19 protein-coding genes and 2 tRNA genes are annotated in these 22079 nt (G+C 69.2%); 17 read left to right on the top strand and 4 right to left on the bottom strand.

Annotated features, from left to right (window positions below; translation table 11 throughout):
* Positions 1-89 precede the first annotated feature (89 nt).
* The 3 genes from ACFW9O_RS09685 (at position 90) to ACFW9O_RS09675 (ending at position 5365) form a co-directional block, all read left to right on the top strand.
* Positions 90-1589 (top strand): SDR family NAD(P)-dependent oxidoreductase, encoded by a 1500-nt coding sequence (locus ACFW9O_RS09685; protein WP_384606944.1) that lies wholly within the window; start codon positions 90-92, stop codon positions 1587-1589.
* Positions 1590-1818: 229 nt separating this feature from the next.
* Complete coding sequence (locus tag ACFW9O_RS09680; RefSeq protein WP_384606941.1) at positions 1819-3918, top strand: hypothetical protein; 2100 nt, start codon at positions 1819-1821, stop codon at positions 3916-3918.
* 217 nt (positions 3919-4135) lie between these two features.
* Positions 4136-5365: a glycosyltransferase family 2 protein gene (locus tag ACFW9O_RS09675; protein ID WP_384606938.1), complete on the top strand. Its 1230-nt coding sequence runs from the start codon at positions 4136-4138 to the stop codon at positions 5363-5365.
* Between the two features lie 54 nt (positions 5366-5419).
* Here the strand turns inward: ACFW9O_RS09675 and ACFW9O_RS09670 are convergent, their stop codons facing one another.
* A complete protein-coding gene (locus ACFW9O_RS09670; protein ID WP_384606935.1) occupies positions 5420-6844 on the bottom strand; it encodes a polysaccharide pyruvyl transferase family protein in 1425 nt (474 codons plus the stop codon).
* Positions 6845-7092: 248 nt separating this feature from the next.
* Here ACFW9O_RS09670 and proB point away from each other — a divergent pair, with 248 nt between their 5' ends.
* The 5 genes from proB to ACFW9O_RS09645 all read left to right on the top strand — a co-directional run bounded on the left by proB (position 7093) and on the right by ACFW9O_RS09645 (position 12633).
* Positions 7093-8211, top strand: coding sequence for a glutamate 5-kinase (gene proB / locus ACFW9O_RS09665; RefSeq protein ID WP_384606932.1), 1119 nt, complete (start codon positions 7093-7095; stop codon positions 8209-8211).
* 129 nt (positions 8212-8340) lie between these two features.
* On the top strand, positions 8341-8826 hold the full coding sequence (locus tag ACFW9O_RS09660) for a hypothetical protein (protein WP_351178301.1): 486 nt from the start codon (positions 8341-8343) through the stop codon (positions 8824-8826).
* A 97-nt stretch (positions 8827-8923) separates the two neighbouring features.
* Positions 8924-10207: a glutamate-5-semialdehyde dehydrogenase gene (locus tag ACFW9O_RS09655; RefSeq protein WP_351178298.1), complete on the top strand. Its 1284-nt coding sequence runs from the start codon at positions 8924-8926 to the stop codon at positions 10205-10207.
* Positions 10208-10284: 77 nt separating this feature from the next.
* Positions 10285-10884 carry a hypothetical protein gene (locus ACFW9O_RS09650; protein WP_384606930.1) on the top strand — a complete coding sequence of 200 codons (600 nt, stop codon included), beginning with the start codon at positions 10285-10287 and terminating at the stop codon, positions 10882-10884.
* Between the two features lie 627 nt (positions 10885-11511).
* Positions 11512-12633, top strand: a complete 1122-nt coding sequence (locus ACFW9O_RS09645) for a hypothetical protein (RefSeq protein WP_384606928.1) — start codon at positions 11512-11514, stop codon at positions 12631-12633.
* On the opposite strand, the gene ACFW9O_RS09640 is transcribed toward ACFW9O_RS09645, so the two are convergent.
* Positions 12563-13711 carry a M48 family metallopeptidase gene (locus tag ACFW9O_RS09640; protein ID WP_384606925.1) on the bottom strand — a complete coding sequence of 383 codons (1149 nt, stop codon included), beginning with the start codon at positions 13709-13711 and terminating at the stop codon, positions 12563-12565. The two genes, ACFW9O_RS09645 and ACFW9O_RS09640, sit on opposite strands and share 71 nt — an antisense overlap.
* Before the next feature lie 110 nt (positions 13712-13821).
* Between ACFW9O_RS09640 and ACFW9O_RS09635 the strand changes: the two genes are divergently transcribed.
* From ACFW9O_RS09635 to ACFW9O_RS09595, 9 genes are all read left to right on the top strand, one after another.
* The gene (locus ACFW9O_RS09635; RefSeq protein WP_351178289.1) at positions 13822-13974 is read left to right on the top strand and encodes a hypothetical protein; all 153 of its coding nucleotides are present in this window, start codon (positions 13822-13824) and stop codon (positions 13972-13974) included.
* An 84-nt stretch (positions 13975-14058) separates the two neighbouring features.
* Entirely contained in the window at positions 14059-14223 is a 165-nt protein-coding gene (locus ACFW9O_RS09630) for a hypothetical protein (protein ID WP_189541543.1), read from the top strand.
* Positions 14224-14261: 38 nt separating this feature from the next.
* Positions 14262-14879 (top strand): nicotinate-nucleotide adenylyltransferase, encoded by a 618-nt coding sequence (nadD, locus tag ACFW9O_RS09625; RefSeq protein WP_351178286.1) that lies wholly within the window; start codon positions 14262-14264, stop codon positions 14877-14879.
* 19 nt (positions 14880-14898) lie between these two features.
* On the top strand, positions 14899-16623 hold the full coding sequence (locus ACFW9O_RS09620) for an LCP family protein (protein ID WP_384606921.1): 1725 nt from the start codon (positions 14899-14901) through the stop codon (positions 16621-16623).
* Between the two features lie 81 nt (positions 16624-16704).
* Positions 16705-17136 (top strand): ribosome silencing factor, encoded by a 432-nt coding sequence (gene rsfS, locus ACFW9O_RS09615; protein ID WP_056785448.1) that lies wholly within the window; start codon positions 16705-16707, stop codon positions 17134-17136.
* Positions 17133-17786 (top strand): histidine phosphatase family protein, encoded by a 654-nt coding sequence (locus tag ACFW9O_RS09610; protein ID WP_351178319.1) that lies wholly within the window; start codon positions 17133-17135, stop codon positions 17784-17786. The genes rsfS and ACFW9O_RS09610 overlap by 4 nt, the downstream gene beginning before the upstream one ends.
* Before the next feature lie 139 nt (positions 17787-17925).
* Positions 17926-17998 (top strand) — tRNA-Ala (locus ACFW9O_RS09605).
* A gap of 435 nt (positions 17999-18433) precedes the next feature.
* Positions 18434-18667: a hypothetical protein gene (locus ACFW9O_RS09600; RefSeq protein ID WP_329211167.1), complete on the top strand. Its 234-nt coding sequence runs from the start codon at positions 18434-18436 to the stop codon at positions 18665-18667.
* A gap of 141 nt (positions 18668-18808) precedes the next feature.
* Positions 18809-18881 (top strand) — tRNA-Ala (locus ACFW9O_RS09595).
* Between the two features lie 78 nt (positions 18882-18959).
* On the opposite strand, the gene ACFW9O_RS09590 is transcribed toward ACFW9O_RS09595, so the two are convergent.
* Together ACFW9O_RS09590 and ACFW9O_RS09585 are read right to left on the bottom strand one after the other, a co-directional pair.
* Positions 18960-20534, bottom strand: a complete 1575-nt coding sequence (locus ACFW9O_RS09590; protein WP_384606918.1) for an NADH-ubiquinone oxidoreductase-F iron-sulfur binding region domain-containing protein — start codon at positions 20532-20534, stop codon at positions 18960-18962.
* The gene (locus ACFW9O_RS09585; RefSeq protein WP_384606915.1) at positions 20531-21958 is read right to left on the bottom strand and encodes a hypothetical protein; all 1428 of its coding nucleotides are present in this window, start codon (positions 21956-21958) and stop codon (positions 20531-20533) included. The genes ACFW9O_RS09590 and ACFW9O_RS09585 overlap by 4 nt, the downstream gene beginning before the upstream one ends.
* Positions 21959-22079 lie beyond the last annotated feature (121 nt).

Below are 22079 nucleotides of genomic sequence, written 5' to 3'. Positions count from 1 at the left end.
GTGCAGCGGTGGACGTCCGCCTTGCGAGACGGTCACGGAGAGTGCGACCATCACACTGTTCCCCCCTGTCATCGCAAGGTAGGTCGTCTGTGTCTTTGCCGCATGAAGCCAAGCCCCGGACCACAGCGGTCGTGCTCGCCGGTGGTACCGGTCAGCGCGTGGGACTGGCGATCCCCAAGCAGCTGCTGAAGATCGCCGGTAAGGCAGTCATCGAGCACACGCTGTCCATCTTCGAGAACGCCGAGGACATCGACGATGTCATCGTGCTGATGGCGCCGGGCTTCGTGCCCGACGTCGAGAAGATCGTCGCCAAGGCCGGGCTGACCAAGGTCATCAAGATCATCGAAGGCGGCAACACCCGCAACGAGACCACCGAGCGCGCCATCGCGGCACTCGGCGAGGGGCTCGCGGAGGGCGAGGACCGCAACGTCCTCTTCCACGACGCCGTCCGTCCGCTTCTGTCACAGCGCGTCATCAAGGACTGCGTCGACGCCCTCGACCGCTACCAGGCCGTCGACGTCGCCATCCCGTCCGCGGACACGATCATCGTGACCCGTACGCACGGCGAGGACGGGGAATTCATCACCGAGGTCCCGGACCGGTCCCGGCTGCGCCGCGGCCAGACCCCGCAGGCCTTCAAGCTCTCCACGATCCGCAAGGCGTACGCGATCGCGGCGGGTGACCCGAACTTCCAGGCCACCGACGACTGTTCGGTGGTCCTGCGGTACCTCCCCGACGTACCGATCTACGTGGTCGCGGGCGACGAGTACAACATGAAGGTGACCCAGCCGGTCGACGTCTTCATCACCGACAAGCTCTTCCAGCTGGCCTCCACCGCGGCCCCGCGCCAGGCCGACGAGGCCGCCTACCGGGAGCTGCTCTCGGGCAAGACCCTGGTCGTCTTCGGCGGTTCGTACGGGATCGGCGCGGACATCGCCACACTGGCCGAACAGTACGGCGCCACCGTGTACGCGCTGGGCCGTTCGACCACCGGCACCCACGTCGAGAACCCGGAGCACGTGGACGACGCGCTCTCCAAGGCGTACGCGGAGACCGGTCGCGTCGACTACGTCATCAACACCGCGGGCGTGCTGCGCATCGGCAAGCTTGCCGAGACCGACAACACGACGATCCAGGAAGCGCTGAACGTCAACTACCTGGCGCCCGTCCAGATCGCCCGCGCCTCCTACAAGTACCTGGCGGAGACCCGGGGCCAGTTGCTGCTCTACACCTCCAGCAGCTACACCCGCGGCCGCGCCGAGTACAGCCTCTACTCCTCCACCAAGGCCGCGATGGTGAACCTCACCCAGGCGCTGGCGGACGAGTGGGCCGGCGACGGGATCCGGGTCAACTGCGTGAACCCGGAGCGCACCGCGACCCCGATGCGGACCAAGGCGTTCGGCCAGGAGCCGGACGGCTCGCTGCTCTCCTCGGAGGCGGTGGCACGTACCTCCCTGGACGTCCTGCTCTCGGCGATGACGGGTCACGTCATCGACGTGCGCCAGCAGGACCCGACGCGTGACGTCGCCGAATCCTCCGGATTCGAGCAGGCACTCGCCTCGGTGCTGGACCGTCAGGAAGATGTGTAATAATTCTTGACAAATGTACTTTAACGGGCCTCTGTTTTCGCTGAAACGCGACTGCAGAGGCCCGAGTGCGTGAAGCCGCATCTTCACATTTCCCTCAATACGTGAAACAAACCGGCACCCCCCTTGGAGCAGGTTCTTCGTGATTTCGACAGCCATTCGCCTGGCCCGTGTGGGCAGTCGGTCAGAACTGGCGGCAGCCGTACTGATGACGCTGGGATACCCCTGCGTCATGATTGCCGCGCTTCTCCCCGATATCTGGTTCTTCGCGGCGGCCACGGCTGTCACGTACATCACGGACTGGTTCCTGCACCAGCGTGGCAGTTATCTGGTCAACCGGCTCAGCAAGGTGCGGGCGGGACTCTCGATCCGATTCCTGCTCCGCCAGCTGATGATCATCCTGCTGCTGGCGCGGCTCGATCTCGCCGAGGAACCGCTCTTCTACGCGGCGGTCGCCTGCTTCCTTCTCTTCTACGGTCTCCAGGCACCGCACGGCGCCCTGACGACGCTCATCCGGCTCCGCCGCACGATGCCGATCGTCACCCGCAACGTGGACCTGCATGCCGTCCGCATCGCAGACGCCCCGCCGCGCGCACTGCTGCACCGCTCCGCCGAGAAGATGCTGCACCTGGACATCCCCGCGGTGGCCGGCATCCTGATCGCCGCCGGAACTGGGCAGGAGATCATCGGGTTCGTCGGAGCCGGAGTGACGGTTCTGCTGGCCGTCGTCTACACCGCCCTGCTCGTCCCGTACCTGCGCCGGGCCCGCCGGGTTCCTACGGCCCCCGCCGTGCTCAAGGCCCTGGACACCTGGCTGACCGAGTACCAGCCGACCGTCGTCCTGTACTTCTCCGGCTCCAACGAGTCGGCGTACCAGGTCAACATGTGGCTGGACACCATGGCCGGCATAGAGGGCCGGCCGCTGATCGTCATGCGGGAGCGCCCGCTGGTGTCCATGCTCGCCGAGACCTCCGTACCGGTGGTCTGCATCCCCGGGGGCACGCACCTGATGAATCTGAACCTCTCCACCGTGCGGGTCTGCCTGTATCCGGCCAATGTCGGCAAGAACATCCACATGCTCCGCGTCCCGACGATGAAGCACGTCTTCATCGGGCACGGCGACAGCGACAAGCTGGCCAGCGTCAACCCGTACTCCAAGGTGTACGACGAGGTGTGGACGGCCGGCCGCGCGGGCCGCGACCGTTACGCGCTGGCCGACGTCGGCATCCGCGACGAGGACATCGTCGAGGTGGGACGTCCGCAGCTGGCGCCCATCACGAGCTGGAGCGGCACCGCGAAGAACCCCATTCCGACGGTGCTGTACGCCCCGACCTGGGAAGGCTGGGACGACAACCCCGGCAACACCTCCCTGCTGCTGGCCGGCGAGAACATCGTCCGCAGGCTGCTCGACGCGGACGAGCCCGTCCGGGTCATCTACAAGCCGCACCCCTTCACCGGCATCCGCAGTGCCAAGGCCAAGGCCGTGCACGCGCGGATCGTCGCCCGGGTGGCCAAGGCGGCCCAGGCACGCGCCGCCGACCCCCGTTGGGCCGAGGAAGCCGGCAGGGCCGCCGCGGATCAGCGTGCGGCGCAGGCCGAGCTGACGCGGATCGAGGCACGGCTGGACGTACTGGCCCAGCCCGGCCGGGCCGGTGGGGACGAGTCGGAGGAGTCGCGGGTCTCGCTCGCCGACCCGGCACGCCAGGCCGAGATGGCCACCCTGCGGGCCGAGTGGAACGACGCGTACTGGCGTTCCTTCGGCTGGTGGGAGCACAGGACGGTGACCGGCTCGCAGCCCAAGCTGTACGACTGCTTCAACCAGGCCGACGCCATGGTTTCGGACATCTCCAGCGTGGTGTCCGACTTCATCGCGAGCGGCAAGCCGTACGCCGTCACGGACTCGGCGGAGCTTGGCGCGGATGAGTTCAAGCGCCAGAACACCGCTGTTCGGGCCGCCGTCGTCCTCTCCAACAGCGCCGAGGAGATCGGCGAGCTGCTGAACGCGGTCCGCGACCCGAAGGCGGACCCGCTGGCCGAGGCCCGCCGTGAGCTGAAGAGCTATCTGCTGGGCCCGGACGAGCCGACGTCCCTGGAGCGGTTCGACGCGGCCGTGTGGGCGCTCTCGGTCAAGGCCGAGGCGCGCAACGCGGGTGTCGCCCAGCGCATCGGGGAGCAGCCCGCCCCCCTGCCCGACCCCGAAGCCTCCTCCAGCGGTGTCGGCGACGGTGCGGCCGCGGTCACCGCGGAGGCAGTGGCAGCGGCCGATCCCGATGAGACAGCCGATTCGCAGGCCGACGCGAGCATCGGCGCAGGTCCCACGATGTCTCGCTGATGGCCTGATCGGTATCGGCCAACAGATGTAATCCAGCCGTCATCCAGATGTTCGAAAGTCGTCCGGATGATGATGCAACCCCCTTGACGGCCCGTCCGTCTCCTCCTGCGGGAGGGGAACGTACGGGCCGTTCGGCGTGCCCGTACACAGAGCAGGTGATCGAACACCGCTCTATCGTTTCTCCTGATTGATGCGCATATGTACAGACCGGGGAGAGATGAGCAGCAGCACGCCAGATGTCAGCGTCATAATCGGGGCTTATGAGGCGATGCCCTATCTGATCCGCTGCCTGGAATCCGTCGAAGCGCAGACACTTCCCGCCGGACGCATGGAGATCGTCGCCGTCGACGACGGCTCCACCGACGGGACGGGGGAGTACCTGGAGGAATTCGCCGCCAGGACCGCGATCGAGATGCGTGTCGTCCGCCAGGAGAACTCGGGCGGGCCCAGCGGCCCGCGCAATGTCGGCCTCGGACTCGCCCGTGGCCGGTACGTCTTCTTCCTCGACGCGGACGACTATTTCGGCGAGGAGGCCCTGGAGCGGATGGTCGCGATGGGCGACCGGGCCGGCACGGATGTGGTGCTGGGCAAGGTCGTCGGAGTCAACCGCGGTGCCGCGAAGTCGATGTGGAAGGAAACGGTCGAACGGACCGACGTCCACTCCTCCAACATCAAATTCACGCTGAGTGCCCAGAAGCTGTTCCGTCGGGAACTTCTCGTACGGTTCGCAATGGCCTTCGACGAGGGACTGAAGACCGGTGAGGACGCGCTCTTCACCATGGAGGCGTACCTGCGGGGCAACGGCGTCTCCGTCGTCGCCGACCACGTCTGCTACTACCTGGTCGGCAGGGAGGACGGCAAACACGTGACCAAGAGCGGCAGCTACCTGCTGCGCTTCGATTCGGCCCGCGCGCTGATGGGGCTCATCGCCGCACACGTCCCGCCCGGGCCCAAGCGGGACGCCCTGATGGTCAGGCCGTTCGTCGTCACGCTGCTCCCGCAGTTCGGCCCCGTGCTCCTCAAGCAGTCCGAGGCGGTGCGGGCCAAGAAGATGGAACTGGGTGCCCCGCTGCTGGAGACCTACTGGTCGCCGGGGCTGGCCGGACGCCTCCGGGTCCAGGAGCGGTTGCGCATGCTCTGTGTGTCGAAGGGCCGGCTCGATCTGCTCCTGGACATCCTGCGGTTCATCAAGGACAAGCACGAGCCGAAGGCCGTCCGGAAGGGGCTCAGGGGCCGGCTGTACCTGGCCTATCCGCACTTCGGGGAGGGCGCGGGGCTGCCCGACTCGGCCTACGAGGTGACCGTGACCGAACGGTTCGCCGGCGGACGGACCGAGGCGCCGCCGGTCACGCAGTCCACTGCCGTCTTCGTGCGGCGCTTGGCACGCAAGGCCCGCAGGGTGGCCCGGACCACCCTGCACATGCCGCAGCGGGCGCACAAGGTCTGAGCCCGCGCAGGAGTGCGGCCCCACGTGCCCGCCGCGACAGTGGACTTCCTTCCGCTACTGCTCGGGGCGCAGCAGCTTCCTCACGGGACGGCCCACCACGCGGCGGGCGCGCCGGTAGGCGGACGGCCAGGCGGCCGCACCGTCTCCCGCCTGCACCTTGATGCTGACCGGGCCGCTCCTCCTGTCGAGCTGGCTCCTCAACATGGTGTTCTGCGCGTTGAGTTCCTCCATGCGGCTCTGCATCCAGCTGAACCGGCCGCTCAGCGACTCCGGGTCACTGTCGATCCAGGGGCGCACGGCGGGCGGGAAGGAGAGCTTGCCCAGCTGCGCGTCGAATGCCGCGCCGCCGTCGCCATGGGTGAACGTGTTCTCCAGGCCGTTCCTCTCCATGAATCCGGTGAAGCGGAGGAAGCGTTCCTTGTGACCGTTCACGAGCTCACCGAAATCGGCCGCCGCGTACAGATCCGCGGGGTCGATGTCCTTGGGGGTGTCGGTGATCTTGCGGTGCGGGATGCCGAAGTACCTGCACAGCTCGAGGGTGCGGGAGTCGCTGCAGAGCACGGTGCTCGGTACGCCGGCCAGCAGCGCCGCGATGTTCCCGTGGATGCGGGAGCCGAACGAGAAGTCGTACGCGCGCAGTTCGTCGATCCAGGTGACCGGGTCGACGAAGAGCCGGACCTTGCCCTCGCGGTACATGGGGTGGGACGGGTGGGTCGGCATCGAGGTCTGGGCGCCGATGGGGTTCGACGTCTCCCGCCAGTGCAGCAGCTGGGCCTCGAGCAGGTTCTGCCCGATGAACCGCAGGTGCGGATAGCGCTCGTGCGCCTGCCGGATGATGGCGTCCAGGCCGTGCACGCGTACGGCGCTGTGCGAGCCGTTCACCGAGATCAGGGAATCCGCGGTCAGCGCCTCGGTCTTCTTCTCGACCCGGAACGTGTCGCCGTTCAGGAACATGGAGGGGCAGCCGATGACTTCGACGTCCCGGAATCCCATGTTCTTGAGGTACTGCTCGGTGAACTCACCACGCACGCCGATGGACGCGCTGCGGTTGAGTACCTCTGTGACGAATTCCCTGACGGTCGGCTCCATCGGCTTCAGCCGGGACGCGTCGTAGGTGAGGGAGGCCTGCGCCCCGACACCCAGAACGACGACGGGAATGCGCAGCTTCTTGATCAGCTGCGTCATCCGCTTCAGCGGCCGCTCGAAGGTCGGGCGGAAGGCATTGGCGAGGGGCACGACGAATGCGTCGTACTCCTCGTTTATGCGCTCGGCCGCCGACGGGTCCGTACGGATTCCGTTGGAGAACACCTCTGCCCGCGGAGTCGTCAGAATCTTGTGCGCCGCGTCGCTGAAGATCAAGTTGCCCGCGTTGGTCGCGAAGACATCTCTGTGGAGGGATTGTTCGAGCGAGGCCACATCGAAGGGGCTTTTGCCCGATCTGAGAAGAATGCGTCTCTTGCGGGAAGGTTCATCTGTCACGCATCAAGCGTAGCCCGATGAATGACCGGTGGAGATTACGTAAATGGCTCTTTTCAGCGACATGTCACAAGGTGCCACCGGGCGGTCCGTCGGCCCTGAGACGGCGCGGCGCCACTCCGGCCTCCTCGCGTAGATTGTGGTCACCGAGCAGGACGACGTGATGGGGACGGGCGTACGTGTCAGGGGCAAGGGATACCGAAGGCGCACTCCGCACACCCTCCGGGGACGGCGCGGAGCGAAGGCCGGGCGTGACCGACGCCCGCAGGATCGTGGTCAAGGTCGGATCCTCCTCGCTCACCACGGCGTCCGGCGGCCTCGACGCCGACCGGGTCGATGCCCTCGTCGACGTACTCGCCAAAGTCAGGAGTGGCGGGGAGCGCGAGATCGTCCTGGTCTCCAGCGGAGCCATCGCTGCCGGACTCGCCCCCCTCGGACTCGTCCGCAGACCCAAGGACCTGGCCCGCCAGCAGGCCGCGGCCAGCGTCGGGCAGGGCCTGCTCGTCGCCCGCTACACGGCGTCCTTCGCCCGGTACGGCGTACGCGTCGGCCAGGTGCTCCTCACCGCCGACGACACGAGCCGGCGCGCTCACTACCGCAACGCGTACAGCACGCTCGACCAGCTCCTGGAGATGGGCGCGTTCCCCGTCGTCAACGAGAACGACACCGTGGCCACCGACGAGATCCGGTTCGGCGACAACGACAGGCTCGCCGCGCTCGTCGCCCATCTCGTCCACGCCGACCTCCTCGTCCTCCTCTCCGACGTGGACGGTCTCTACGACGGCGACCCCAGTACCCCCGGCACCTCCCGCATCGCCGAGGTGAGCGGACCCGCGGATCTGGAAGGCATCACGATCGGCAGCGCGGGCAAGGCCGGCGTCGGCACCGGAGGCATGGTCACCAAGGTCGAGGCCGCGCAGATCGCCACCGCCGCCGGGGTACCCGTCGTCCTCACCTCCGCGAGCCGGGTCGCGGACGCCCTCGCCGGCCGCGACACCGGTACGTACTTCCACCGCACCGGACGCCGCTCGGCCGACCGGCTGCTCTGGCTGGCACACGCGTCCACCCCGCTGGGCGCGCTGACCCTGGACGACGGAGCCGTCGAGGCCGTCGTCGAGCGCCGCACCTCTCTGCTGCCCGCCGGGATCTCCGCAGTGGAGGGCGAGTTCTCCGCAGGGGACCCGGTGGAGCTGCGGGACTCCGCCGGCCGGGCCGTCGCCCGGGGGCTCGTCAACTTCGACGCCAAGGAGATCCCCCAGCTGCTCGGCCGCTCCACCCGCGACCTGGCACGGGAGCTCGGCCCCTCGTACGAGCGCGAGGTCGTACACAGGGACGATCTCGTCGTCCTCGCGCCCCGCCTCACCCCCTGAAACGGCTGAAAGTCCAGCCTTCCGGCAGAGACCTTCACCAAAACCGCCCCACACCCGGCCCCGGGCTGGTCAACTTTGTCACGGGGATACAAGGGGTCAGCACAGCTACACATTCACAGGAGGCCGCCGGTGAGACGAGCGCGCCCGGGGGCGCTGCCCCGCGGAACGGGCAGCCGCGCCCTGACCAGCGTCGGAGCGGGGGCCGATTTCGGCGGTCCGCGCAGCGACCAGACCCTCGAGCAGGAACCGGTGGTGACGGAGGAGGAGCGGACCCAGTCGAAGCTGTGGCACATCACCCTCAGCGTCTCCGGCAGCGACACCCCGCTGAAGGAGGTCAGACGCGGCCTGGAGCAGCTGGCCCACGACCACCCGTTTCTGCTGACCAGCCGGTACGCCAACGACCACGCGGAGATCCGCTACTGGGAAGAGGCGCGCGACCTGCACGACGCGGCAGCGGTCGCGCTGCGCCTGTGGGGTGAGCACCGGTCGAGCGCCAAGCTTCCGCCCTGGGAGATCGTCGGCCTGGAGGTCATCGACCGGGAGACGTACCACCAGCGCATCGCCGAGGGCTACGGCCCGCCACCGGCGGCCCCGGTCGGGGTGCACCCGTACTGACCGGGCGTACGTTGCAGGGTGCACAGGTACCGGAGTGCTTGTCTCGCATCACGGGATACGTGACGGATGCCCGCAGTGTGCGCACTACCCTGCGGGCATGACCACGCTTTCGCCGTACGACAACATGTCCCCGGTCGCCCGGGCCGCCTACCGGGCACGCGCCGCCGCCGCCGACATCGCCCCGCTGCCGCGCTCCGCGAAGGACGATGCCCTGCTGGCGATCGCGGACGCGCTCGAGGTGCGTACCAGCGAGATCGTCGCGGCCAACGCCGAGGACGTCGAGCGCGCACGCGAGGCCGGTACGAGCGAGTCGATCGTCGACCGGCTCACCCTCACCCCCGAGCGGATCCGCGCGATCGCCGCCGATGTGCGCGATGTGGCGGCCCTGCCCGACCCGGTCGGTGAAGTGGTCCGCGGATCCACCCTCCCCAACGGCATCGACCTCCGCCAGGTGCGGGTACCGCTCGGCGTGGTCGGCATCATCTACGAGGCCCGGCCCAATGTGACGGTCGACGCCGCCGCCCTCTGCCTGAAGTCCGGGAACGCCGTGCTGCTGCGCGGATCGTCCTCCGCGTACGCCTCCAACACCGCCCTCGTACGGGTACTGCGGGACGCCGTGGGCGGGTCGGGCCTCCCGGCCGACGCGGTGCAGCTGGTTCCCGGGGAGAACCGCGATTCGGTCCGCGAGCTGATGCGCGCCCGCGGCCTGGTCGACGTGCTGATCCCGCGGGGCGGCGCCTCGCTGATCCGTACGGTCGTGGAGGAGTCCACCGTCCCCGTCATCGAGACCGGCACGGGCAACTGCCACGTGTACGTGGACGCGCAGACGGACCTCGACATGGCCGTCGACATCCTGATCAACTCCAAGGCGCAGCGCCCCAGCGTCTGCAACGCCGCGGAGACGCTCCTGGTCCACCAGGACGTCGCAGCGGACTTCCTGCCGCGTGCCCTGGAGGCGCTGGCCGAGGCCGGGGTCACCGTGCACGGTGACGAACGGGTGCTGGAGTACGCAGAGGGTTCCAAGGCCACCGTCGTCGCGGCGACGCCGGAGGACTGGGAGACCGAGTACCTCTCGTACGACATCGCGGCGGCCGTCGTGGACTCGCTGGATGCGGCCGTGGCACACATCCGGCTCTGGTCCTCGGGCCACACCGAGGCCATCGTGACCACGTCACAGGCAGCGGCCCGCCGGTTCACCCAGTTGGTGGATTCCACGACGGTCGCCGTGAACGCCTCCACGCGCTTCACGGACGGCGGACAGTTCGGTTTCGGCGCGGAGATCGGCATCTCCACGCAGAAGCTGCACGCCCGCGGGCCGATGGGGCTGCCGGAGCTGACCTCGACGAAGTACATCGTCACCGGAGACGGTCACATCCGGTAACCCGGTACGCCTCGGACGGGGCGGGCGAATGTGTGGGCTCTCTGCCCAAAACGCCCCGCCGCGGCTACGCTGAAGCTGTGCCGGACGACGTGGGGGGCAGGCCGTTCCCGGACGGCTGGGAGCCCGACGACGACCGCGGGGGCGCGGACGAGGACTTCGCCTCCGTGGTGTTCGACGAGGACTTCGTCCAGTCCGCCGAGATCCACGAACCCACTGCCGTCGAGCGGCTGCTCGCCGCCGCGGAGGCCCGCGCCGAGGCCGAGGCGGCCAGAGCGCATTCGCGCGGCGGCACCCTGGACGACGACCTCCACGACGACGGCTACGGGCCGGACGGCCTGTACGGCCGTGAGCGGGCCTTCGGGGATCCATGCGACCTGGACGGCCCCGACGGTGACTACGAGGACGAGAGCGGCCCCTACGGGCGTCACGGCGGGTCTCTGCGCCCCTACCGGGGTACCGCGCGCTGGCACCGCCCGGTCGCGTGGCTGCTGGCCGTGCTGATGGGGATCGGCATGGTCGCGCTGGCCTTCAGCGCCGTCTACCGCGGTGCTGCGGGCAACCGTCAGGACCAGATCCCGCCGCCGGTGACGAGCGGGGTCGACAAGCCCGGCGTCGCCCCCTCCGCCTCGGCCGACTACTCCCGCCCGGCGGTCTCGGCGATCCCACGCACGCCGTGATGTACGCCGTCGGGCCCACCGACATGCCCGCCGCTACGCACGGATGTGACGTAGCGGTGTGACGTACCGACGTGACGTATGGGCGTGACGTACGCGCGTGGCGCACGCCGTTGCGCACGGGCGGGAGCGGCAGTCGCTCATGCGCGTCTGGCGGCGCTGAGCGGGGGCGGACGGGCAGGCCGGCCGATGGGCGTGGGCGCCGGCCGATGGGCCCAGCCGGAGGTCAGACCATAGGCGGACCGCTGGGCAGACAGCGCGGCTTCCGACGCGTCGGCTTCCGAAGCATCGGCTCCCGGAGATGCGGCTTCCGGAGATGCGGCCTCCGGGCGCAGCGGCCGGAGTCACGCGGGTGGGGCAATCCGGTGGGGCCGGAAAAGGCGTAACCCGGTGGCGTAACCGCGGGCCTCCCCGACTGCGCTCCCACCTGCACGGCGTTTACCTTGATGACGATCGACCCAATCTGAAGGTATGACCCCGTGATCCCTCCTCCCGTCCCCGTCCCCGGGGAGAGGGCCCCTCACTCATCCCTGCGTCGAACCCGTGACGGACAGGTCGGCCCGGTGCCTATCGGCTGAGGTGGGCCCCCAGCGCCCGCCCTCGCCGGTGGCGTGGAGATCGGGAGAAGTCATGACAGGCCGCGGAGAACCGCCGGAAGGTCCGCCCGAGAACTCCTCGAGCGGTGAGGACGAGTACCGCTCGCTCGTCTTCGACGAATCGTTTGTCCGTGCTGCCCGTCTGCAGGAGTTCTCCGCCCAGGAACGGATGGGCGAACACGCCCGCGCCGTGCGTTCCCTGCCCGGCCGCGTCGGCCGTCGGCACTCCAGGGCCGCAGTCGCCCTCGTCGTGCTCATCGCGCTTGCTTTCGCCGCCGCGGTCTACGTCGGCTTCCGCAACCCCTATCCGACGCCCGCGGGCAGGCATGCCGAGCCGTTGCGGACGACTCTGATCCCACTCGCTCCCCGGGGCGCCGTGCCCGGCGGGACCCCTGACACGCTCTTCGCCACCGGTCCGGCAGCGGGATTCCGGACCGGCGCGGCGGGCATCAACCTGCCGGCGGTCCGGCGGACGAAGAACTTCTCCGACAGCCAGGTGACGACAGCCCTGATCACGGTCAAGGACTACCTGGTGGAGTCCTCGCTCGACCCCGATGTGCTGACCGGTGGCATCGTGCGGCCGGTCGGGCGGCTGATCGACCCGGACCAGACACCCCAGTTCGACCGGAGCATGAGCGCACCCGACGGGGACGGCCAGCACATGGCGACGGGCTGGCTCGTGCGCTTCGACCCGGCCGAGGTGGAGCTCGCGGACCCGGATATACGGGTCCAGGGCACGCTCTCCTACGCGGAGGCGGGGTCGGACACCCTGGAGGTGGTGTCCGACCACACCTTCACGTACGCCCTGCGCCCGGCCGTATCCGGCCCCCACCGAGCGGACGGCGCGTCACTGTTCACCGTGCGGCGCGAGATGCACTTCTTCGTGGACCGGGAAGACCTCAGGCTGCACCGGCTGGAGGTGCGGAGCGCCTACGTCCAGGCCGGCCCGCAGGCATGCTCCGCCGACGCGGCAGGCGCACTGCGTCCGCTGTTCGCGGGCCAGCGGGCCGACACCCGGGGCCCGGCCGGTACGGACCCGTATGCCACGGGCCTGCCCACCGCGGGGCTGTGCGGCACCCTTGCGGTCAGCCCCCCGTCGGCTCCGAGCCCTCTTCCGGGTCCGGACGCCTCCAGGTCCCACCGGAGCCTTCCGTAGTGTCCGAGGACGGGGCTCCGCCCTTGCCCGCGGCCCCACTGCCGTTGCTCCCGCCGCTCGCCCCGGTGAACTTGTCCCGGAGCTTGCCCCCCAGGTCGCCCGCACCGCCCGCGATGTCACCGACGAGCTTCATCAGCGGGTCTTTGCTGGTGCGCACCGTGTCCGCGTAGTGCGATGCGGACTCCCGGAAGGAATCCGTCACCGAGGTGTCCTTGTCCTCGTCGCGCTTGGGGTAGTGGCCGTCCATGATCCGCTGGTACTCGCGGGTCTCCGACCACTTCTTCAGCTCTGCCGCCCGCACCGTGGTGAAGGGGTGCGAGCGGGGCAGCACGTTGAGGATCTTGAGCACGGAGTCGCGCAGATCGCCGCCCTTCTCGTACTCGTCGGCCTGGGCGAGGAAGGCATCCACGTTCATCTCGTGGAGGTGGTTGCCGCCCGCGATCTTCATCAGGCCGCGCATCGAGGCCTGCTGGTCCTGCCCGACCAGAAGTCCCGCCCGGTCCGCGGACAGCTCCGACTTGCGGAACCACTCGCGCAGCGCCGTCACGATCGCCATGATCGCGACGTTGCCGAGCGGGATCCAGGCCACCTTGAGAGCAAGGCCGGTCAGGAAGAGAAGTATCGTCCGGTACACCGCGTGACCGGAGAGCGCGTGGCCCACCTCGTGGCCCACGACCGCCCGCATCTCCTCCTCGTCCAGCAGCTCCACCAGGCCCGTCGTCACGACGATGATCGGCTCGTCGAGACCGATGCACATGGCATTCGGCTGCGGGTCCTGATTGACGTACATGGGCGGGACCTTCTCCAGGTCCAGGATGTAACAGGCGTCCCGCAGCATGTCGTTGAGGTGGGTGAACTGTGCGTCGCTCACCCGGACGGAGTCCGACAGGAAGAGCAGCCGCAGGCTGCGCTCCGGGAGCAGTCCGCTGAGCGCCTTGAACACGGTGTCGAAACCGCTCAGCTTGCGCAGGGCCACCAGGGCCGAGCGGTCCGCCGGGTGTTCGTACGCCCGGGAGGAGATACCCGGGAATCGCCTGCGCTGCCTGCTCGGCACGCTCTCGTGACTGTTGTCGGTCATGGATGCCCCCTGTTCGTACGAGACGTCGCTCGTCCCCCTGACAAAACCCAGCGTAGGTGCTGGCGCTACGGTGTGCGGGGGGCTGTGGATAACTTTGAGGAGCGCCCGAAATGCCGTACACCGTCGCAGTGCTCGCTGCCGCATCCGAGGACCAGGGACCCGGCAATACGCTCCGCGTGGTGCTGCTCGTCTCGCTCGTCGGAGCCGCCCTGCTCGCCTGGTTCCTGCTGCGCGGATACCGCAACGACGACAACAACGACTGAGTCGGCGTGAGCGTGCCCGCGGCGCCCGCATACGATGTCCGCGACGTCTTCCTTCCGACTCCCGATCGATAGGTCCTGCCGAAGATGAGCCTCACGAGCACCGCGCACCAGCTGGTCACCCTCGCCTCCGAAGGTGGCGAGCAGGGTGGCAACCACGAAAGCCTCAGCCCGTACCTCACCGGCGGCGGTGCGTTCGTCGCGCTCATGCTGCTTCTGTGGATCACGACCCGCTTCAACCGAGACCGCTGAGGCAGAGGCGAACAGCTGTGCCAGTAGGGTCTGCACGCATGGGAGAGCAGGAAGTGCCTACCGGCCGCAGCAAGCGCCGACTCGGCGTGATGGGCGGGACGTTTGACCCGATCCACCACGGACACCTGGTGGCGGCCAGTGAAGTGGCCGCCCATTTCCACCTCGACGAGGTGATCTTCGTCCCGACGGGGCAGCCGTGGCAGAAGAGCCACAAGAACGTGTCCCCGGCAGAGGACCGCTACCTGATGACGGTCATCGCCACGGCGTCCAACCCGCAGTTCTCGGTCAGCCGCAGCGACATCGACCGTGGCGGACCGACGTACACCATCGATACGCTTCGGGACCTGCGTGCGGTGCACGGCGACGCGGACCTCTTCTTCATCACCGGCGCCGACGCGCTGTCCCAGATCCTCACCTGGCGTGACGCGGAGGAGCTCTTCTCGCTCTCCCACTTCATCGGTGTGACCCGGCCGGGTCACGTCCTCACGGACGACGGACTGCCTGAGGGCGGGGTCTCGCTCGTGGAGGTACCCGCGCTGGCGATCTCGTCCACAGACTGCCGAGCGAGGGTCCAGCAGGGGGATCCTGTCTGGTACCTGGTGCCGGACGGTGTGGTCCGCTACATCGACAAGCGCCAGCTGTACCGCGGCGAATGAGCCACGGAGAGGGGCACCGGTGAACGACCGACAGAACCCGTACGACCCGTACTACCAACAGCAGCCGCAGATCATCGGCTACGACGAGTACGGGCAGCCGGTCTACCAGCAGCAGGGGCAGCAGCCGTACGACCCGTATGCCCAGCAGGCCCAGCAGGACGGGCAGACGCAGCAGGCCCAGACGCAGCAGGCTTACGGGGCCGGCCAGGGTTACGGCTACGACCCGTACGCGGGTACGCAGCAGTACGACCCGTATGCCGCTCCCCAGCAGCCCCAGCAGCCCCAGCAGCAGGGCTACGACTACGACGGCGGCTACGGGAACTACGGCTACGACACCGGCCAGCAGCCCGCCGTCGACGACTCCACCCAGCAGTGGAACGCCCCGCAGCCCCAGAGCGCCCCGATGGCCGCGCCACCGGAGCCCGAGCCCCGGCGTGTGCCCGAGCCGGCTCCCGAGCCCGTCGTGCCCGAGCAGCGCCGCGCCGACCGCGACTACCGCACCGAGCAGTTCTCGTTCATCGAGGAGCCCGACGAGGACTCCGAAGACGTCATCGACTGGCTGAAATTCACCGAGAGCCGCAGTGAACGGCGCGAGGAAGCACGACGCCGCGGGCGCAAGAGGATCGTCGCGCTGATAGTCGTCATGGTCCTCGTGGCCGTCGGCGGCGTCGGCTACCTCTGGTACGCGGGCAAGATCCCCGGCCTCTCGGACCAGGACAAGCAGAACACCACGGCGACGGGCCCGCAGCAGCGGGACGTCATCGTCGTCCATCTGCACAACACCAAGAAGGGCGGCACCTCCACGGCGCTGCTCGTCGACAACGTCACCACCGAGCAGGGCACCACGGTCCTGCTTCCCAACTCGCTCTCCGTGGCCACCGACGACGGGTCCACGACCACGCTCGGCAAGTCCGTCGACGACGACGGGTCCACCGGCACGCGCGAGGCGATCGACACCCTGCTCGGTACCAAGATCAGTGGCACCTGGCGGCTCGACACCCCGTACCTGGAGAACCTCGTCGAGCTCGTGGGCAACATCGAGGTCGATACCGACATCGACGTACCCGACGTCAAGAAGGGCGCGTCGCCGCTCGTGCGGAAGGGGGAGGCGCAGACGCTGAGCGGCCAGATGGCCGTCGCGTACGCCACCTACCGGGGTCCCGGTGAGCCGGAGGCGAAGCAGCTGCTGCGCTTCGGACAGGTCATGCGCAGTGTTCTGCGCAAGATGTCCGAGGACCCCAAGGCCGCCACGGTCACGGTGGAGACCCTCGCGCAGATCCTCGACCCGTCGCTGCCCGAGCAGGACCTGGGCGCCTCGCTGGCGAAACTCGCCGGGCACGCCAAGGTGGGCGACTACAAGACGGCACTGCTCCCGGTCCAGGAGGACGGCACCCTCACGGACAAGGCGACGGAGAGCGTCGTCAAGGACATCCTGGGCGGCACCGTGAAGGCCCCGGACCAGGGTGCGGCGGTACGCGTCGGAGTCAAGAACGCGACGGGCAACGCGGACGGTACGGAATTCGCCAGAGTCCAGCTGGTCAACGGTGGATACGCGTTCGTGGACGGCGGAAAGGCAGGCGCCGAGGCGTCGTCCCAGGTCGTCTACCGGGCTGCCGAGGACAAGGCTAAGGCGGTCGAGGTCGCCAAGACCCTCGGTCTGCCGACGAGCTCGGTGAAGCAGGGCAAGCCCGCGGCGAATGCCGATGTGTCCGTCGTGCTCGGCCAGAACTACAAGATCAAGTAGCACCCGGCGTAAACGTCGTAAGGGCTGTCGGCGGTCCGTGAGACCCTAGAGGTTGATCTGACCGCCGACGAAAGCCTGCATGTGACCGCCACGGACCGCTCCATCGAGCTCATCAACGCTGCCGCCCAGGCGGCAGCCGACCGGCTCGCGCACGACATCATCGCCTACGACGTCAGCGATGTGCTGTCGATCACCGACGCCTTCCTGCTGGCCTCGGCTCCCAACGACCGCCAGGTCAAGTCGATCGTCGACGAGATCGAGGAGCGGCTGCAGAAGGAGCTCGGCGCCAAGCCGGTACGCCGCGAGGGCGACCGCGACGCCCGCTGGATCCTCCTCGACTACGTCGACATCGTGATCCACGTCCAGCACAGCGAGGAGCGCGTCTTCTACGCGCTCGAGCGCCTGTGGAAGGACTGCCCCGAGATCGCCCTCCCCGAGGACGCCCTCAAGACCCGAGGCAAGGCCGAGGAGCACGCACAGCTCCACGGTGTCACGGAAGGTGAGCAGAGCTGAACGGCAGCAAGGGCGGCAGAGGCCGCAGGATCGTCCTCTGGCGGCACGGCCAGACGGCGTGGAACCTGGAGCGCCGTTTCCAGGGCTCCACGGACATCGAGCTCACCGAGGCCGGCGTCGGACAGGCCCGTAGGGCTGCCCGACTGCTCGCCTCGCTGAAGCCTGACGCCATCGTGGCCTCGGACCTGCAGCGGGCAGCTGCCACGGCTGCCGAGCTGGCCTCGGTCACCGGTCTCGAAGTCGCACACGATTCCGCACTGCGCGAGACGTATGCGGGCGCCTGGCAGGGTCTCACCCATGAGGAGATCGTCGGCCGGTACGGCGAGCAGTACGCCGCCTGGAAGCGCGGGGAACCTGTGCGCCGGGGTGGTGGCGAGCTGGAGACCGAGGTCGCCGACCGGGCGGCTCCGGTCGTGCTGGAGCACGCCGCCAAGCTGCCCGACGCCGGCACGCTCGTCGTGGTGAGCCACGGCGGCACGATCCGGACGACGATCGGCCGGCTGCTCGGTCTGGAGGCGTACCACTGGGAAGGGCTCGGCGGGCTCTCCAACTGCTGCTGGTCCGTTCTCGGCGAAGGTGCGAGGGGCTGGCGACTGCTCGAGCACAATGCCGGGACACTCCCCGAACCGGTGCTCGGCGACGACGATTAGCGGGTGTCCGGAGGGTGTCTCCGGGCCGCGCCGGAAGGCGTCTCCGGCCCGCGGGGGCCGGATTTCACTTTCCGGCTGGTCGCAGGCTAAAGTTCTTCTTGTTCGCAGCGCGGAAACGCAGGGAAACACAGCGAACAGCGGGGCTATAGCTCAGTTGGTAGAGCGCCTGCATGGCATGCAGGAGGTCAGGAGTTCAATTCTCCTTAGCTCCACAATCACAGGATCCCGTCCCCGGTAGGGGGCGGGATCTTTTGTCGTGCCGTCGTGCCGTCGTGCCGTCGTGCCCCGCGCCCCGTGCCGTCGGTCGGGTGGGGCGTGGCAGGACTGCCGTCCTGAGGGCCGGAGCGCCCTCGCCAACTCTCCCCCTCCCCTCGGGAACGCATTCAAGCCTTCTTCGCGGGCGCGATGGCCGGTTCCGTACGGCATATACAGGCAGTCCGGCGGTCGGCGGGCTGACCCCCTTGCGGGGCCATGGCAGAATCGGATCGCCGGAGGGGGCGATGGACCGATCGGGAGGGAGCGCGATGCCTGCGAGCCGCGAACAGGTCCCGGACCTGCCCCTTACCTCCAAGGCGCCCCCGGGTCCGGAGGCCCCGCAAGAGGCCCCCCACGCGTGCACGGCCTGCGGCCACAGTCGGAGCTGACCGATGGGTGCGCACAGGCGGAAGTGCGACTGGTGCGGCAGCGGTACGCCCATCGTCAGGGACATGGATCCGGTCAATTCGGAGTTCCAGTACTGGTGCGAGGAGTGCGCGCGGGCGCTGATCATAAAAGGCGACCCCATCGAGACGTACCGGGAGCTGGAGGGGGAGCCCATCTACGGACGGCTCCTGGAGGAGCACTGCACCCTCAAGCGGTTCTACTCCTTCGCCACTGCCTGACGAGGTCCGAGTGGCCGGACCCCTCGCTGGTCAGGGCCTCCCCAGGCGGGCAAATCGGGGCAGACCGGAAACGATTTGGTGAAGGGCCGGGGGGACCGTGTAATGTTCTCGATGTCGCCGGGGGAACCGGGCGATAAGCGAGGGGCTATAGCTCAGTTGGTAGAGCGCCTGCATGGCATGCAGGAGGTCAGGAGTTCAATTCTCCTTAGCTCCACAGTGAAGAAGCGGTCCATCCGAATCGGATGGACCGCTTCTCGTTGTGCGCCGCAAGCGGTGGGGGTGGGGCTCCGGATCAACTGCGTCCGCTGCCCAGGGCCTTTCGCTGGGTGCTCGGGAGCGCCGGACGTTCGGCAGGGGCCTGCTCGATGCGGAGGGCGAGCTCCGGGCAGCGCCGTACGGCGCGCTGGGCGCGGCCCCGCAGATGCATCGGAACGGCCGTGTCGGCGAGCGCCGGGTAGCCGTCGGGGCCGAGTCTGATCAATTCGGGCACGATGTCCGCACACAGCCCGTGGCCCCGGCAGAGCGTCCAGTCGACAGCCAGCTTCTCGCCGCTCGGAATCGACTCCTCCACGTCCTCGTAACCGGGAGCGGGCAGGGGCAGCACTCCGAGCGTCTCGCGTCCGCAGCCGCCGCCGAGCACATGCGCCGCGAGGTCGTCCGTGAACGCGGACAGGGTGGACGCCAGGAAGCGCGCCGAGCCGTCCGGGTGCTTGCACGCCCCCCGGCCCTTCACCGCCTGAGTCACCTCCCGCAGCGCCTCGAGGGCTGCGGGTCCACCGCCGTTGAGCACGTCGGAGAGTCCGCCGGCAGCGGCCGGCAGCCCCAGCTTGCACGGCCCGCACTGGCCTGCGGTCTCGGCCGCCAGCCAGTTCGCGATGCGCAGCGACTCGCCGATCGGGCAGGTCTCCGGGCCGATCGGCAGGATGGCCCCCGCACCGAGCGCACCCCCCGCCGCAGCCAGGGACGCCCGGGAGACGACGGCGTCGTGCGAGGCGTTCGCATCGATCCAGTTGCCGTGATAGCCACCGGTGAGCACGCCCTGGGGCAGCGGCGGCGCACCGGCCAGCTGCAGGACGTACCGCAGGGGCACTCCGGTGGGCACCTCGATGACCATGGGGCGCGCCACGGCCCCGGAAACGGTGAGCAGGACCGTGCCGGGCTCGTCGGGCAGGCCGGTGTGCCCGTAGCGGCGGGAGCCTATCCGGGCCGCGACGGCGAGCTGTGCGTACGTCTCCGCGTTCGAGAGAAGGGTCGGGGCGCCGGCTACTCCGGACTCCGCCGCGCGCTCCCGGCGGCCCGGCGGCAGTGCGGGGCCACCGTTCACCGCGCGGATGACTGATGAGGCCTCACCCGAGACCATGCGCTCCGGGGTGCGAACGACCCGGGCGCGCAGGTGCTGTCCCCGCCGGTCCGACAGCCCGCGCTCCGCCAGGGCGGCGCGGATGGAGATCTCCGTGGAGTTGCGGGTGACGGCGACGACCAGGGTGCGCGCGCCGAGTGCCTCCGCCGCGAGCAGGGCGCCGTCGAGGATGAGATGCGGTGCGCGGTTGAGCAGGACGGTGTCCTTGCGGCAGGCGGGCTCGCCCTCACTGCCGTTGATCACGACGACAGGCCGCACTCCACGCCGGATGGAGGCCTTCGCCACGGCGCGGAGCTTCTTGCCGAACGGGAAACCTGCGCCGCCCCGGCCGCGCAGGGAGATGGACTCGGCCAGTTCGGCAAGGCGCTCGCCGTTCATCGGTTCGAGCGGGCCGTGCACCTTCAGGTGCATGGCGAGGTCTATCCGCTCGACCAGGTCGAAGCCGGTTGTCAGCTGGGGAAGGCCGACAACACGAACCTCGGGTACATCGGGGAGGGGGACATTCACGGTCGGTCTCCTGCTGGTGCGTGCCAGGGCTCTCCTGCGGAAGGCGGGTAGAGCCCTGGCAGCTGTTCGGTGTCGGCGTTGCCCCGGGCGCCACTGCCGTCGTATCCGGACGGGTCGACCGTGGGGACGTAGCCGGTCGACGTGGCATCGGGGTAGGCGTAAGCGGTCTCGGTGTACAAGGGCGTGGCGTAGGCCGTCTCGGTGGGCGAGGGCGTGGCGTACGACGTCTCGGGGGGCGAGGGCGTGGCGTACGCCGTGGACTCCTGGGTGCGCGCGTAAGCGTGCTCGGGGTCGTAAGAGGGGTCAGGACCGTAGGGAGGCCTGAGCGCCTGCGCCGGGGGCGCGGGGGACGGTGCGGGCCAGAGTCCGTCCGCCGCACCTTCCTGCGGGGGCTCGGGCGGCCGGGAGACGGCGCGGTAGGCGGCGGAGATGCCCGGCCCGGGTCCCGGTCCCCCTGTCGCCGTGGTGGCGTCGAGGCCCGGACCGAGCCGCTCGGAGCTGCGCGGCGGGGCCTCGTACAGGAGGGTCTCGTCCGGTGTCGCCCCGTACTGCGGTGCCTCGTACAGCGGCGGTGCGGGGGCGGCGAGCGTACGGGGACGGACCGGGGTGCCGCGCACCTCGCGGTCGTCACCCCACCCGGGCGCCTCGGGCGGCAGCCCTTGTCGCCGCTGTCCCTCGCGCGACTGCCGAGGCAGGTTCTCCGCGCCGGGGAGCGGGGAATTGCGTACCACCGGGGCGGGTTCCTGGGGAGGGCCGTCGGCACTGATCAGGGTGGTGACCAGATTGGTGATCAGACGTTTGGTCGGGGCGGGCAGCAGCCGCAGGCACAGTGCGGCGGCCACAGCGATCAGGCAGAGGCTGTACATGACGACGACCCAGGTCGCGGCCTGGCGACCGGCGTACAGGCCGTGCAGCAGTGCGGAGCACCAGGCCGGATAGGCGAGCGCGTGCAGCGCACGCCAGCGGCCGGCGATCTTCCCTGGGGTGGCGAAGGCGCTGCGCATGGCACCGGTTGCCGCGGCGACGATCATGAGCAGGCCGGCCAGCGAGCCGAAGCCGATGAGTCCGGCCGTGCCGCTCACGCCGAGGCCGAAGGGTATGAGGGCACCGATCAGTTCCACGTGCCCGAGCGAGACCTTCACGGTGCCGTGGAGCAGGAGGAAGCCGAGCGAGGTGACAGCGGCGGCCCGGTGGATGCCCTGGCCGATCAGCCGCTGACGGGTCGAGAGGAAAATCCGGTCGGTGGCCAGCAGGCCCCAAGCGACCGCAGCAGTGAGCGACACGAGCGTCAGGACGCCGGTCGTGAAGTCGAGTCCGGCGCGGAAGCCGTCGCTCCCTGCGACGGCGAGCAGAGGGAGGAGCACCAGCGCGCCGACGGTCAGTCCACCCTGCACCGGGCGGCTCAGTCCTGGGCTGCTGCTCATTGAGGGTGATGAGCGGATCCTGCGATGAGGCTTCATGGGGGGCGACTCCGAATGGTTCGGCAAAGCGGTCCCGTTGCCGCATGGTAAGTCGCCGCATACCGGCCAGTACGAGGTTTGAGTT

Source organism: Streptomyces sp. NPDC059499 (assembly GCF_042749285.1).
Classification (GTDB): Bacteria; Actinomycetota; Actinomycetes; order Streptomycetales; family Streptomycetaceae; genus Streptomyces.
This window is presented reverse-complemented; position numbering and strand designations above follow the sequence as displayed.